The organism is Cohnella sp. LGH, from assembly GCF_017671885.1.
Lineage (GTDB): Bacteria > Bacillota > Bacilli > Paenibacillales > Paenibacillaceae > Cohnella > Cohnella phaseoli.
This window is the reverse complement of record NZ_CP072117.1, coordinates 1446997-1462181: the sequence shown is the minus strand read 5'-3', so window position 1 is coordinate 1462181 and position 15185 is coordinate 1446997. Positions and strand designations below refer to the sequence as shown.

Annotated in this window: 11 protein-coding genes; 9 read left to right on the top strand and 2 right to left on the bottom strand. The window is 57.8% G+C overall.

Annotated elements, in window-relative coordinates; all coding sequences use genetic code 11:
• Positions 1 to 12: 12 nt before the first annotated feature.
• The 5 genes from J4772_RS05755 to J4772_RS05735 are packed head-to-tail and all read left to right on the top strand — an operon-like array spanning position 13 to position 6920.
• Positions 13 to 2253, top strand: coding sequence for a PQQ-binding-like beta-propeller repeat protein (locus tag J4772_RS05755; RefSeq protein ID WP_209074504.1), 2241 nt, complete (start codon positions 13 to 15; stop codon positions 2251 to 2253).
• Positions 2254 to 2271: 18 nt separating this feature from the next.
• Positions 2272 to 4617 carry an FAD-dependent oxidoreductase gene (locus J4772_RS05750; RefSeq protein ID WP_209074503.1) on the top strand — a complete coding sequence of 782 codons (2346 nt, stop codon included), beginning with the start codon at positions 2272 to 2274 and terminating at the stop codon, positions 4615 to 4617.
• Positions 4589 to 5347 (top strand): SDR family NAD(P)-dependent oxidoreductase, encoded by a 759-nt coding sequence (locus J4772_RS05745; protein ID WP_209074502.1) that lies wholly within the window; start codon positions 4589 to 4591, stop codon positions 5345 to 5347. The genes J4772_RS05750 and J4772_RS05745 overlap by 29 nt, the downstream gene beginning before the upstream one ends.
• A 17-nt stretch (positions 5348 to 5364) precedes the next feature.
• A complete protein-coding gene (locus J4772_RS05740; RefSeq protein ID WP_209074501.1) occupies positions 5365 to 6159 on the top strand; it encodes a creatininase family protein in 795 nt (264 codons plus the stop codon).
• Positions 6156 to 6920, top strand: a complete 765-nt coding sequence (locus tag J4772_RS05735) for a LamG domain-containing protein (RefSeq protein WP_209074500.1) — start codon at positions 6156 to 6158, stop codon at positions 6918 to 6920. Before J4772_RS05740 ends, J4772_RS05735 begins: the two co-directional genes overlap by 4 nt.
• Before the next feature lie 262 nt (positions 6921 to 7182).
• On the opposite strand, the gene J4772_RS05730 is transcribed toward J4772_RS05735, so the two are convergent.
• Positions 7183 to 7557: a RidA family protein gene (locus J4772_RS05730; RefSeq protein WP_247741171.1), complete on the bottom strand. Its 375-nt coding sequence runs from the start codon at positions 7555 to 7557 to the stop codon at positions 7183 to 7185.
• A 30-nt stretch (positions 7558 to 7587) separates the two neighbouring features.
• Complete coding sequence (locus tag J4772_RS05725) at positions 7588 to 8961, bottom strand: ABC transporter substrate-binding protein (RefSeq protein WP_209074498.1); 1374 nt, start codon at positions 8959 to 8961, stop codon at positions 7588 to 7590.
• A 248-nt stretch (positions 8962 to 9209) separates the two neighbouring features.
• Between J4772_RS05725 and J4772_RS05720 the strand changes: the two genes are divergently transcribed.
• Genes J4772_RS05720 through J4772_RS05705 form a run of 4 tightly spaced genes read left to right on the top strand, consistent with a single transcriptional unit; the run spans position 9210 to position 15168 of the window.
• Positions 9210 to 10343 (top strand): ABC transporter ATP-binding protein, encoded by a 1134-nt coding sequence (locus tag J4772_RS05720; RefSeq protein WP_209074497.1) that lies wholly within the window; start codon positions 9210 to 9212, stop codon positions 10341 to 10343.
• Entirely contained in the window at positions 10340 to 13333 is a 2994-nt protein-coding gene (locus tag J4772_RS05715; protein ID WP_209074496.1) for an extracellular solute-binding protein, read from the top strand. The genes J4772_RS05720 and J4772_RS05715 overlap by 4 nt, the downstream gene beginning before the upstream one ends.
• 5 nt (positions 13334 to 13338) lie before the next feature.
• Complete coding sequence (locus tag J4772_RS05710; RefSeq protein ID WP_371822887.1) at positions 13339 to 14310, top strand: carbohydrate ABC transporter permease; 972 nt, start codon at positions 13339 to 13341, stop codon at positions 14308 to 14310.
• Complete coding sequence (locus J4772_RS05705) at positions 14311 to 15168, top strand: carbohydrate ABC transporter permease (RefSeq protein ID WP_209074495.1); 858 nt, start codon at positions 14311 to 14313, stop codon at positions 15166 to 15168.
• Positions 15169 to 15185: the final 17 nt, after the last annotated feature.

The window sequence follows — 15185 nt, the reverse complement described above, 5'->3', positions numbered from 1 at the left end:
GAGGAACAGACGGTGAAGACGAATTTGCTTGCCGGCATACCGGAGCGGTTTGCGCGTTTTACGCAGCTGCCTAACGAGGGAGGGCATAACGCGGTTTGGGACTTCGTACGCGCTCCGGACGGCCGCTTCTATGTTAGCGTATGCGGGGAGAACGAGAAGCCGCTGACTGCTCTGCTATACGAATATTACCCGGCTACGGGCGAGCTTCGTCTCATTTTCGATGTGGCGAAAATCTGGATCGTCGACGCTCGGCAGATGCCACCCAGCAAAATACATACAAGCATCGATTTTATGCCGGACGGACGGCTTATTATGGCAACGCATAACACGGCCCCGGCGCCCGGCCATCGGCAGTGGATGTTCGAACAGCACTATGAGCATCCATGGGAGGGCTATCCCGGCTCGATTCTCATGCTCGTCAATCCGGACACGAACGCGGTGGAGATCAAGGGCATTCCCGTGCCGCGCGAGAGTATCTACGGGGGCATGCTCGGCAGCGATCCGCGATACTATTATTTTCTCGGTTACATGCGAGGCCATTTCTATCGAATCGACCTGGAGACGAACGAGGTCAGGGATTACGGCAAGGTGTCGGAGTTCTCCTCCTGCCGTCTGGTGAAGGATGCGAAAGGCCGACTGTACGGCAGCTCCTATTCAGGCGGTTTCTGGAGGTACGACCCTGAGAAGGACGAGATTGAGGATTTGAAGCAGCGCTTCCTTCCACCGAGCGGCACGAAGCATCGGCGGCAGTTTATTTTCGCGCTGCATACGCCGCGGAATACGCTGCTGCTCGTCGGCAACATGGACGGGGAGATCATCGAGCTGGATCCGGAGACGATGGAGGCGACCCGCCACGGCTCGATTCTGCCTTCCGACGTGCCGTCCGTGAACGGCTACGGCATCGGGGGCTTCGCCGCGGACGAGCGCTTCGTGCTCTATTACGGACTTAAGACGCACGACGAATATTGCCCGATCCGGCTCGTGCGCTGGGATCTGCTCGGAGGCGGGCGACCGGAAAATCTCGGGCTGATCACCTGGGGCGGCAAAGATTCGCAGTACGTTTGCGAGATGATTTTCGACGATAAAGGGTTGCTGCATATGGTCGACGTGTGCGGAGAGTTTTCTCCCTATATTCTCGCCGTCGACGTCGGCAAATTGGAACCGCCTGGGGACGATGCTCCGAATGCGGTGCTCAGGCCATATTACGAACCGGACTACAACGGCGTCGGAAGTGCCGCCTTCATGCACATCGAAGCAAGGGACACCAGCACGCTGCCTCTGCATCAGACGATGGACTGGAAGGATACGGCGGTCCGGCATTTGTGCGTCTCCGGCGGCAAGCTGTATACGTTAGGTGGTCGGGGCAGCGTCATTGCGACCGAGTCCGAGTTTGGCGAAGATCGCCCGTCGCGCATCGTCAGCCTTTATGAAGAGGGCGGTCCGGCGAGCTGTATTCCGATAGAAGGCGGCAGAGTCGCAATCCTGACGACGGACGGCTGCATTTTGCTGGCCGATCCGATTGAAGGCAAAGCGGAAATATGGGCGTCTCCGGCTTCGACGGAGGTTAAGCTTATGCGGCTTCATGCCGCGACGGCGGACGGAAGGCTGCTGGGAAGCGATGAGGAGGGGGCTGTCTACGTTAGCTCCGGGGAGGGGCGCTTCCGCAGGCTGAAGGGGCTGCGGGTCGAACCATGCGACGGGATAGTTCTCCCGCTGGATGAGGAGCGGCTGCTGCTGAGCGGCGAGAATGACGATTTGCTCGTCTATTCGCTTACGGCCGAGAGAGCGAAAACGTTGGCCGTGAAGGCGGCGTCGATTCGCGGACGGATGTTCAAAGCGCTGCTGACGGGCGGAACGGTGCTGGCCGACGGAACCGTCGTCGCCGGCACGATGGACGGTCTGCTGTTTACGCTGACGCCCGACCTGCGACAGCGTACCGTGTACGGCAGACTGTACGCCAACGGCCAGCTTCGCGACTTCGTCCGCATCGGGGACGACGAAGCGATTGGGGTCTATGGCGGGGAGCAAGAGGCGGGCCACGTGTTCCATTACTCTCGCGAACGCGGCTTCGTCGATCTGGGCAGGCCGCGTATGATCAAGGACAATCGGGAGCTGAGCGGTCTTCCATCCGAGTTTGGTTGCATCCATCATATCTCTCGCCTTGCTCACGAGCCGAGCGACGATACGCTGTACGTCGGGTCTGCGGAGCTATATGGCTGCGTTATTCGATATCGGGGCGTCTCATTTCCTTAAAGAAAAGGGGTATTGCAGGTGAACGCAGGACAGAGGCCGGCCGCAGGTCCGCGCATCGTCGAGGAGCGTTACGACATCGTCGTGTGCGGAGGCGGTCTGGCGGGCTTTTGCGCGGCGGTGGCCGCGGCAAGGCATGGAGCGCAAGTATGTCTCGTTCAGGATCGACCCGTGTTCGGAGGCAATAGTTCTTCGGAGGTACGGGTGCCCCCGCAAGGTGCGGCAAGCTTTCATGCCTATGCGCGCGAGACGGGCATCATCTCCGAGCTGCTGATCGAGGAGCGGGCGGTGAATCATGAAAGCCCGGTGTTCGATAACGGCTATATCAACAGCGTCTGGGATATGGTCATGTACAATATGGCCGTATCTACCCCGGGCCTGACATTCAAATTGAACTCCTCCGTCACCGAAGTCGTCATGCGCGACGTGCGGACGGTGGATTCGGTCGTCGCGCGCGTTGCCAATGCCGAAACCGAGCTTCGTCTAAGCGCGGAGACGTTTATTGATTGTACCGGAGACGGAGTCGTTGCTGCGCTGGCCGGCTGCACGTGGCGCTACGGGACGGAGGGAAGAGACGAGTTCGGCGAGCCGCACGCCCCCGAGCAAGCGAGCGATGCGGTGATGGGCAGCTCGATCCATATTAAGGCGAAGGACGTCGGCCGTCCGGTGCCGTTCGTCGCTCCGGAATGGGCCGTCCGTTACGACGACCCCGAATTCTTCTGGAAAGGGGGCCGCGGCGTTAATCCGTACAGCGGCTTCTGGTGGCTGGAGCTGTCCGTGCCTTGGCATACGATTCACGACAATGAAACGCTGCGTCACGAGTTGACCCGCCATGCGCTCGGCATCTGGGACTATATTAAAAATCGCGATCCCGTCGTCCGCGAGGAAGCGCGGAACTATGCGCTGGACTGGATCGGCCAGGTGCCGGGCAAGCGGGAGAGCCGCCGGATCGTCGGCGAATATTGGATGACCGAGCACGACCCGTTGCGGCGAACGGCGTTTCCCGACGAGGTGGCTTTCGGCGGCTGGTTTATCGACCTGCACGAGCCGGGCGGGCTGCTGGCGGAAGTAAGCGAGAGGTCCGCGGTGGAGGCACCGGGCAGTCAGCCTTATATGACGAAAAGCTATGTCGGCCCCTTCGGCATTCCGCTGCGCATTCTGATCGCCAAGGATATGAACAATCTGATGATGGCCGGACGCAACGTCAGCGTAACCCATGCCGCGCTGGGCACAGTGCGTGTAATGGGGACAACTGCCCTGATGGGCCAAGCGGCCGGTACGGCCGCGGCGATCGCCCTGCGAGAGGGCATCCGCGTCCGAAGAGTTCCGGAGAGTGAAGTCGTCGTTAAGGTGCAGCAGACGCTGCTTCGCGACGGCTGCTTTCTCCTAAATGCGAAAAACGAGGATGCGCGCGATCTGGCCAGGTTGGCGACCGCAAGCGCGAGCAGCGAGGCGGCGCTTGCTCCTGTCGAGCCTGCTCCGGGTCCGGCGGATAAGCTGACGGCAAGGCGCGGACAATGGATCGCGATCGGAGCGGACCGTCTCGATACGCTGGCCGTAAGCCTAAGCAACGACTCCGGCGCGCCGCAGCAGGTCGAAGTCCGGCTTTATGCCGTAGACGATCTGTGGGACTATCGGGCCGTTCCGGGCGAGCCTCTCGCTTCGGCCGCCTTGATCGTTCCGCCCGGCACGGAGCGATGGATCGAATGGCCGGTGCAAGTGGACGTGCGGAAGTATCGCGGCCGCTACGCGAGGCTGGATTTGCTCGCGAATCCGCATGTCGCCTGGCATGCGGCTTCTTCGCTTGAGCCGGGACATGTGAGCGCCTACGAAATCGGCGAAGGCAAGATGCGCAAGCTCGGCAACGGCGTCATGATGAGCCTGAAGGTCGAGCCGCCGCAGAGCTGCTATGAAGCGAGCAACGTGCTCAGCGGCGTGACCAGGCCGCACCGCTATACGAATCTGTGGCGCTCCGATCCGGCCGGGTCGCTGCCTCAATGGCTGGAGCTGCGGTGGCCGCAGCCGGTCGCAATCGGTTCGGTCGAGCTGACTTTGCCCGGTCACCTGCTGCGCGGTTATATGCAGTATCCCGCGCTGTATCGGGATCAACAATGCCCGAAGGAGCTGGTCGTAGAGGCTTATGTCGACGGCGTCTGGGAACGTATTGCGGTAGTGAACGATAACTACCGGCGCAGGCTCGTTGTACCGTTCGCCGAGCCACTCTCGGCCGATCGCCTGCGCGTCGTCGTGTTAGCGACGAATGGCGATCCGTCCGCCGCGATCTATGAAGTCCGCTGTTATCCGCCCGATTCCGACAATCCGAACGAGAGGCAGGAAGATGAACCGAATGAACATGCTGCAAAATAAGGTGATTCTGATTACGGGCTGTCTGGGGACGCTCGGCCGCTCGGCCGCAGCAATGTTCCTTGAGCGCGGCGCGGCGGTGTACGGCTGCGACCTCGCCTCGCCGGACCTTTATCCCGAAATCGCGAAGTTGCAAGAGCGGTACGGAGAGAGCCGGCTGAAGCTCCGGCAGGCGGATATGTGCGACGAGGGAGAGGTTAAGGCGGCTATTGCCGATGTGGATCGCGTCTTCGGCCGCCTGGACGGAACTTATCATAACGTATTTACAAGCGGTTGGAAGCCGGCGGCCGAGATGTCGCTGGAAGAGTGGGAGTATGCGATCAGAGGCACGCTGACGAGCACGTTCCTATTGAATAAGTATGCGATTCCGCTGTTGATCCGCTCGGGCGGAGGCTCCATCATTAACACCTCGTCAATCTTGGGACAAATTGTCTCCAAAGGCTGTCTTGCCTATGGGGCGGCGAAGGCGGGCGTCGATCAGATGACTCGCGTTATTGCCGCCGATTATGCGGAGTACGGCATTCGGGCCAACGTGCTCGTGCCGGGAGATTTCGATACGAAGGAGTCGGTAGCGCGGCAATCCGAGCAGCAGCGGGCGGCGATCAAGCAGAGTGCCTGGCTGGGACGCAGCGCAAGCGCGGACGAAATCAACGAGGTTGCCGCCTTTCTGCTGTCTGACGCATCCTCCTACGTTACGGGAGCGAGTTACAAGGTAGACGGAGGATTTCATTAAATGGAGGATGCTGAACAATGAACTCATATTTATTTCATGAGCATACGCGCGAGCAGCTTAAACGAAAAGCCGAAGCGGGCAGTCTGGTCGTCGTGGCGCTGGCCGCGACGGAGCAGCACGGCCCGCATCTTCCCGTTTATACGGACAGTCTGATTACGGAAGCGGTGGCGGTTCGCGCCGCGGAGCGGGCGTCGCGGACGGTTCCGGTGCTGCTCTGTCCGCTGTTGACGATCGGCTGTTCGGATCATCATTTAAGGTTCGGGGGAACGCTATCGTTCTCCTCCGCTACCTATTTGCACATGCTGCGGGATATCGGGGAAAGTCTTGTGGCGGACGGGTTTCGTAAAATCGCGTTCCTGAACGGACACGGCGGCAACGAGCCGATCATGCATCAGACGGCCAGCGATCTTGCGGTGAAGCATCCGGTGTGGACGGCTTCCGCTTCCTATTGGAGCTTGTCCAGGGAAGAGCTGCGCAAGGAAAACGCCGAGGAGGTCGGCATGGTTCCGGGACATGCGGGCGGCTTTGAGACTTCGGCGGTGCTGGCGCTGCGCGAAGAGCTGGTCGACTCCGGTCGGCTGGCGACAGAGCATGAGCAGCGGGCCTGGATTAATTCCGGCCCTCCGGGCGCTTTTATCGGTCGGCATGGAGAGTTGACCGGCGCGGACGGCTACACCGATGCTCCGGTCCTGGCGTCGAAGGAGCGGGGAGAGCGATACGTAGAGGCGATCGTACGCAGCGCGGCCTCTTGGTTAGTTAACGTCTATGAAGCTATGGAAAGAGGAGAAAGGGAGGCGTTTAATCCGCTATGACGGACGCTATTTCAGCCCTAATCCGCAAACATTCGGCATTCGTCGCTTTCTGGGATTTCCAGGAGGCTCCCGGAGAGAAGAGGATGGCTCAAAGCTCGGGACTGCAACGCTACGAGCTGCAAGAGATGGCCGGACCGATTGAGCGGGCTGAGGACGGCGTATTCGGCCCGTATAGCGCTAACCTGCGTGAAGGGGACTGGTTGAAGATTCCCCGTCGAGAGGTGCGCGGCTTGAATATCGGCGGCGACCAATCCGAGGTCACGGTAGCGGCATGGGTGAAACGCCGGGCAACGGTGCGGAGGCATTGCGAGTTTATCGCCGGAATATGGGATGAGACGAGAGAGAAGCGGCAATACGGACTGTTCCTGAACCTCGAGATTTGGAACAGCGGGGATCAGGTGTGCGGCCACGTCTCGTCGATCGGAGGGCCGACGCCCGGCTACCAGTACTGCATGGACGCCTCCATCGGTCGGACGCCCGTGCCGCTCGATCAGTGGCAGTATGTCGCGTTCACCTATGACGGGCAGTACGCCCGCTCCTATCTGAACGGAAGACTGGACGAGCGAGAACAGTTTAACCCTTTCAAGTACGAAGGCGGACTATTCGATGGAGGCCCGGCAGGTGCAGACTTTACCGTGGGCGCCGTGGATCGTTCGGGCGAGGTCGGCAACTTCTTCGCCGGACAGCTCGGCGGCTTGGCCGTATTTAATCGGGCTCTTAATGAGCGGGAGATTGCAGAGTTGCACATGTTTCCGAACTAGATGGCACAACCTGCGGGAAAAAAGAGAGGACTGTCCGATAAGCAGAGTGGCTGGAAATGATCGATATGTAAAATAAGGGTATGTATCTTCTGTAGACTCTGTAGACTGCCTCATACGCTCCTGAAATCACCATGTAACGAGCTCATTCAAATTTCAGGAGTGTATAGCATCGGAAGGAGATACATACCCTTGTACCATTAACTTCGATTATCCTTTATAGCTACTTGAATTGCTTATAGATCAGAGCCCCGCTATTTAGCTGTTATTCCGAGCTGCTGCGCAATCTGGCGACGACGTCAATCTCGACGAGCAGGTCGAAATTGAGATCGCAATAGACGAGCGTGCGCGCCGGATAAGGCTGCGGGAAGAGACGGGCGTATACGCGATTAAAGGTTTCGTAGTCCGCCCTATTTTTCAAATAAATATTTACTTTCACGACGTCGTGAAGCGTCAGTCCGGATTGCGCCAATATGTCTTCGATGTTCCGAATGGTCATCGACGTCTGGCTTTCCAGCCCGTCCGCGGCGATTTTCCCGGTTAGCGGATCGATCGCTCCCTGCCCGGACACGAACAAAAGCGAATCCGTCGGCGTAGAGGGAGAGAAGGGAGCTTCGTCCATCCCATACTTCAAATTCATATTCAACAGAGCCGTTCCTCCCCCGATATTTTACCAGCCAAGCGCTTTTCTGGTTTCCGCCGCTTTCAGATTATAGGCTTCCACGGCGGGAATTCTGCTGCTGAAATCTCCGCCCTTCGTAATCATGCCGGCGATCGGTCCATTGACGGTGTCGACCAACGTCACGAGGTCCGCGATGCTCGGGTCGGGCGAATAACAGCAAATTTCGGAGCTGCGGCGAACGGCGTCGATATTTTTGCCCTGCCATACAGGAACCTGAGCATAGTAGTCGTGGAGCTCCTGATCCTGCACCCAAGCGCCGCTTCCGTTCTCGATCATGACCTTTTGCGCTTCTTTGCTGAAGAGGAAGCTGAGATACAGGAAAGCTTCTTCCTTATATTTGGACGCTTTCGGAATGGCGATCAGCCCGGTCTGGTGAATGGTTGCTTGCTTGGCTTTGCCAACGGGCATCGGCAGCACATCCCATTCGAAGTCGGCCTTCTTGAGCGTCTCCAGGTTCCAATCGGCTCCGAGCGTAAACAGCGAGTTGCCCTGCAGGAACACTTCGACGGGATCTCCCTGCATGCCGAGCTTTTCTCGTTCGAGATCGCTTGGTCGCACGTGCCACTTCGTCGTTAACTCCTGGGACCACTTCAAGTCCTCCAGTACGGCCGGCGTATTCGCAAGGCTTAAGCTTCTGTCCTCATTCATATAACGGTAGTTCGGCGCGCTGCCGTTTGCCATGGCCAGCATATTCGTAAATTCGTCGACCATTCCGCTAACGCCCCAATCGTTGGCGGCGGAGTCCGTCGCTTGCTTGGCCAGCTCGAGAAAATCGTCGTAGGTCCAGTCGTTGCCGGGCATCTCTAAGCCGTATTTATGAAGCATCTCCTTGTTGACGACAACCCACATCGGAATGTCGGAATAAGGAAGCACCCATTGCTTGCCGCCGGTTCGGAACGCCTCCAGGAAGCCGTTCGGCATAACGGTCCCTTGAATCCGAGGATCCTTCTCGATATAGGGAGACAGCTCCTCCAGCAGATCGCCCGACAGCCATTGCGACAAACCTGCGTCGAGGAAGACGAGATCCGCCTTCTCTCCGGCGATAACGTTGTTGACGACCGCTTTATCGATATTCGTATTCGCTTCGATCGTGATCCACGGATACATTTCATGGAACTTGTCGAATAGAGCTTGGTTCGGTCCGATAAACCAAGCCAGCACGGTTAAAGTAACGGGGTCTCGTTCCGCTGCAGGCGTCTCGCTTGACGGCTCCGACGCGCTTGGCGGCGGACTGGAGGCGGACGATGAGGGCGTTCCCTCCGAGCCTCCGCCCGAACATGCGGCAAGCAGCGGCAGCAATGCGATTACCGCGATCAAGCTGGCCATGCGATAACTTCGGACTAACCTTTTCCTCAATTTCATCGGCGGACACTCCCTGAATAGGATAATAATGAAGCTCTTGTTTGCGCACAGAGCCGTGCGGCGGCCTGATCCTTGAAAGGGTTATCATGCTTAGATTGTAACATGGAACATTTTCATGTCAAGGAATATAATTCACATACGAAATAAAATGATGGGCATATCTGTTTACGATCCGATTTTTATTTGTTATCATTATTTCACGTACTTGAAACGTTTTCAACATATTTTGCTCGCGGGGGTAAGATGAAATGGGGAACGTAACGTTCGATCACGTGTACAAATATTACAAAGGGGAGCCGGATCCGGCGGTCAACGATTTTCATCTGGACGTCGCGGACGGGGAGTTCCTGGTCATGGTCGGCCCGTCCGGCTGCGGCAAATCGACGACCTTGCGCATGCTCGCGGGTCTGGAGGAGGTGTCCGAAGGCGATATCTACATAGACGGAAGACTGATGAATTTCGTCTCGCCGAAAAATCGCGACATCGCCATGGTGTTCCAAAACTATGCGCTGTATCCGAATCTGACCGTCTTCGAAAATATGGCGCTGGGCCTTCAGCTTCATAAGGTAGCTAAGAGCGAGATCGAGCTGCGCGTGAACCGGACGGCGAAGATGCTGGAAATCGCCCACTTCCTGACGAAGAAGCCCAGCCAGCTGTCCGGCGGTCAGAAGCAGCGCGTCGCTCTCGGGCGCGCGCTTGTCCGCGAGCCTCAGGTGTTCCTGATGGATGAGCCGTTATCCAATCTGGACGCGAAGCTGCGCACGCAGACGCGGATGGAGATCAGCCGTCTGCACAAGGAGCTGCAGACGACGATGGTATACGTCACGCACGATCAGACGGAAGCGATGACGATGGGTACGCGGATCGTCGTCATGAAGGACGGCCGGATTCAGCAGGTCGCCCCGCCGCAGCAATTGTACGACGAGCCGCGCAATCTGTTCGTGGCCGGATTTATCGGCACGCCGCAGATGAACTTCATCCCCGGATCGATCGTAGCAATCGACGACGCCTATTACTTCCGCAGCAAACGTCTGGAGCTGAGCATCCCGGAATTTTACTTTCCTCGTATTCGCTCTGCGGAAGGCAATCTGCGTTCGGTCGCGCTCGGCATTCGTCCGGAGTACGTACTCAGTGAACCGGAGGCCGTCGAGCGCTATCCGGAGTGGAGCGTCAACGCTTCCGTTTATATGAGGGAGCCGCTCGGCTCGAATACGTATCTGTATGCGCGCATGGGCGAGGAGAGCTTGACCGCGCGCGCGGAAGCGCATACACCGATCGTGCCGGGAGACTCGGCGACGTTTGTCGTTCGCATGGATAAGGCCCATTTCTTCGATCGCGACAGCGGTTTGTCGCTGGCTTCGCGGGAAGGAGATCGGCCGTGAGCGGGAAAAAAATGCGGACGCTCGCCTTCGCAGGAGGCATTGTTCTGCTTGGCGCCGCGATTGCGCTGCTGTGGAGATCCGGCTCCGACGAGCAGCAGGCATATCCCGCCTTTGATGCGGAGCGAGTGCTATCCGGCATCGGCGGTACGGATGGCGCAGACGGATTGGATGCGGCTCTCTCCTACACGCAATGGATGCGGAGCGAACGGTATGCGGCGTCGAAAACCGCCGAGGGCGATGAAGCGCCCATCATGGCGGTCGACTATGCGGCGGCGGCCCCGGAGACGCAGCTCGAACGCCGCCGCGATCCGGCGCAAGGGGCGGAGGTGCTCGATTGGAACAGTTCGCGCGGATGGGTCGAATGGCGTATCGAAGCGCCTCGCGACGGAATCTACGAGCTTGAACTGGTCTACGCCCCGTTGAAAGGGGGCTTCGCGCCTCCGGTGCGCGGCATTCGAATCGACGGTACGTATCCGTTCGCCGAAGCCGAGCGCGTGAGCTTTGACCGGTTATGGAAAGACAGCTTGTATCCATACGAGCGCAATGCGATCGGCAACGAGATTCGTCCCGTACAGGTCGAATTGACGGAATGGCGTACCGAACGGGCGACGAATTACGCGGTCAGCTCCGAACCGCTCCGCTGGGCGCTGACTGCCGGAGAGCATACGCTGCGTCTGGATGCGGGGCAAGGAGCGCTGTCGCTTCATTCGATTCGGCTCGCCGCGCCGCTCCGGACGCCGTCGTATGCGGAATACGCGCAGGAGCATGCTGTCGCTGCGAGCGGCGGAGAGCCTTGGCACAGCATCGTCGAAGCGGAACGCTACGCGTTCAAATCTTCCGTGGCCATTCAACTGCAGAGCAGGTCCGAGCCTTATATCTCTCCCGATCCGCGAGGGAAAATCGTCTACAACGCCATCGGCGGAACGAGCTGGACCAAGCCCGGAGACCGGATCGGATGGGAGGTGTCGGTGCCTCGAGCAGGCTACTATGCGATCGATGTGAAATATTATCAAGGCTATAACGGCAAGTCGAGCGCCTATCGGACGGTGCTGATCGACGGCGAGACTCCGTTCAGGGAAATGCAAAGCTATCGGTTCGTGCCTAACAAAGGGTTCGAAATCGTCGCCATCGCGGACGAAGAGGGGCGACCTTATCAGTTTTATTTGACCGAGGGCAAGCATCTGATCGAGATGGCGGTCGACGCTTCGGCCGTTCGTCCGGCCGCCGAATCGCTGCTCGACATCGGAGATCGGCTGCTGGTGATGGAACGGAGCGTTCGCGCGATTACCGGCAACTATGGCTACGGCAGCGACCAGAACGTGGATACGGCTCGCACATGGGATTTGCGCAAGTACGACCCGCAGCTGGAGTCGGAGCTTCGCGAGCTGATCGAAAGGCTGCTGGCCGTCTGCGATTACTTGAACGGGCTAAACCAAGCGAATACCGACGCGGTAACGGCGCTGCGCGTGAACGCCGACAGGCTGCAGCGGCTGCTCGATCATTTTAATGATATTCCGAACCGCGTAGCGGAATTCGGAACGGTGCGCACGAGTCTCAATACGTGGATTCAGACGATTGAATCGCAGGCGCTGGAGCTGGACTACCTGGTCGTCCGCACGCCCGACGCCGATCCCGGTTTGAAGTCTCCCGACTCTTGGAGCAAGGCGCGCTATGCCGCGACCGACTTTTTCCGTTCGTTTTTCCAACAATACGATACGAACGATACGGACGATGAGGATGCGTTGACCGTATGGGTACAGCGGGGCAAGGATTACGTCGATCTGCTGGAGCTGATGGTGCAGCAGGATTTCACGCCGCAAACCGGCATTCAAGTGAACATCAACCTGATGCCGAATACGAACGTGCTGCTGCTCGGCAACGTGGCCGGCGATCAGCCGGACGTGGCGTTGGGCGTTCCGCTGGAAACTCCGGTCGACTTCGCGATGCGCGGCGCGGCCGAGAGCTTGAGCGGTTACCCCGGCTTCGAGGAGGTGTTCGGGCGTTTTAATCCTGGCTTGATGCGATCCTACCAATATACGGGGAACATTTACGGTCTGCCCGAAACGCAAAACTACTATATGATGTTTTATCGCTCGGACATTTTTGAGGATTTAGGCTTGCAGCCGCCGGATACGTGGGACGAAGTTGAACGCCTGCTCCCGACGCTTCAGGAGAACGGACTGACGTTTAATTTGCCGAAGCGGAATTTTCATATCCCGTTCTACCAGCAGGGAGCCGAATTTTACGAGACGAACGGCATGCAGCCCGCTCTGACCTCCGAGGAAGGAATAGCCGCCTTTAAGCGCTGGACCGACTGGTATCGCAAATACAATCTTCCGAAGGATATTCCCGTCTTTATTCATCACTTCCGCAACGGCGACATTCCGATCGGCGTGGCCGATTTTGATATGTATGTGCAACTGGTCATCGGAGCGCCCGAAATCGAAGGCAAGTGGAAAATGGTGCCGCTCCCCGGGATCAAGCAGCCGGACGGGACGGTAGCCAGATGGTCGCATAACGAATCGCTGGCGCGTATACAGGAGCCTTCGTCGCTGATGATGCTGAAGAAGAGCGAGCGGAAGGAAGAGGCCTGGAAATTTATCGAATGGTGGACGTCTGCCGACGTGCAGAGCCGATTCAGCAACGATATCGAATCGTTCGCAGGCATAGCCTATCGCTGGAACACGGCAAACCTGGAGGCAATGCAGACGATTCCGTGGCCGGAGGAGGATCTGGCCGCACTGAACGAGCAGGACAGATGGGTCAAGAACATGCCTTACGTGCCGGGCTACTATTATTTGGCGAGAGAGATCGAGTTCGCCTGGAACAATACGGTCGTCGGTCAAATGCCGGCGCGGGAGGCGCTTGAACAGTCGGAGAGGTCGCTGGCTCGGGAAATGATGCGCAAGCAGGAAGAACTGGGCATTGCGTCCGGAGGCGGCTTAATCGTTCCGCCCTATGACAAACCCTATGAGAGGAGTGCGCCGTGAAATCCGTGACCCGAATTGAAGCTGCCGTCCGCCGCCCGTCCGCGCCTAACGGCTATAAGGCTCGTATCGTTCTTTTCCTGCGCGAAATTTGGGCGGAACGAATGTCGTACTTGTTTCTGGCGCCGTTCCTGCTCAGCTTTACGCTGTTCATCATCGTTCCGGTGGCGTTGGCGATGCTGCTCAGCTTGACCTCGTTTAACGGCTTTGAATTTCCGCGTTTTATCGGGATCAGCAACTTCATCTATATGTTTACGCAGGACGTCGTATTTATGAAGTATACGATTCCCAATACGCTGAAGTTCTCCATCGTCGTAGGGCCGGGCGGGTACATTCTGTCCTTTGTCTTCGCCTGGCTCATTCATCAGCTCCCGCAAAGCATCCGCAACTATTTCTCGCTAGCGGTGTACGCGCCGTCCATTATGGCGACGTCGGTTGCGCTGACGATGGTGTGGACGGCGGCGTTCAGCGGGGACAGCGTCGGCTATTTGAATAGCATTTTGCTAAGTCTGGGACTGATCGAATCTCCGCAGCTTTGGCTGCAGGACCCGAAATATTTGATGACTTTTATGATCATCGTGACGCTGTGGACGAATATGGGCGTCGGCTTCCTGGCCATGCTGGGCGGACTTCAGACGGTTAATACCGAGCTGTACGAGGCGGGACGAATCGACGGAGTTAAAAGTAAGTTGCAGGAAGTGTATTACATTACGATTCCGAGCATGAAGCCGCAGATGCTGTTCAGCGCAGTGATGGCGATTGTCGGCGCAATCAAGGCGGGAAGCATCTCCAGCGGGCTCTCCGGGATGGCGATTACGCCGCAATACGCCGGCCATGTGATCAACAATCATATTTACGATTACGCCTTTCTCAGATACGAGTGGGGCTACGCTTCGGCGCTGTCGGTCGTGCTGCTCCTGATGAGCTACGGCATTATGAGGCTGAGCTACAAGCTGTTCGGCACGAAGGAGGATGAATAGATGCTGCTGTCCCTCCGCAGACGGTTCTCTCCGTCGCGTCTGCTGCTGATCGCATTTCTGGCGGCGATCGGAATTTTTATGCTGCTGCCGATCATTTTTCTCGTCAACAACGCCTTTAAGCCTCTGAACGAGATGTTCGTGTTTCCGCCGAGAATTTTTGTGCAGCAACCGACAATGTACAATTTCGAGCAGCTGTTTCTGCACAGCGCCGCAGGCGTCGTACCGTTCAGTCGCTACTTGTTTAACAGCGTCGTTATAGCGACGGCGACAACTTTGGCGGTCATTGTCGTCAGCACGATGGCCGGTTACGTGTTATCCAAGCATCGATTTCACTTCAAAGCGTTCATTATGGGGGCGGTGATGATCGCGCTCATGTTTACCCCGGAGACGGTGTCGATTCCGCGCTATTTGATCGTCAGCGGACTCGGGCTCAAGGATACGTACTTGGCTCATGTGCTTCCGTTTCTGGCATCGCCGGTGGCGGTGTTTCTGATGAAGCAGTTTATCGACCAAATTCCCAATTCGCTGATCGAAGCGGCCAAGCTGGACGGCGCGCCGGATATGTACATTTTTATCAAGATTATCATTCCGTTGACGTCGCCTGCCGTCGCCACCGCAGGGATTATCACGTTCCAACTGGTGTACATGGATGTAGAAGCTTCCTCCTTGTATATGACCAAGGAAACGATGAAGACGCTTTCCTATTATGCGGAAGCGATGACGCAGAACATTCCCGGAACGGCGCAGGTCAGCGTCGCCGCCGCAATCGGGCTGCTCATGTTCGTGCCGAACCTGATCATCTTCTTGCTCTTCCAACGAAAAATGATTCAAACGATGCTGCATTCGGGCGTGAAATGAACAAGAGGACAGAGAGG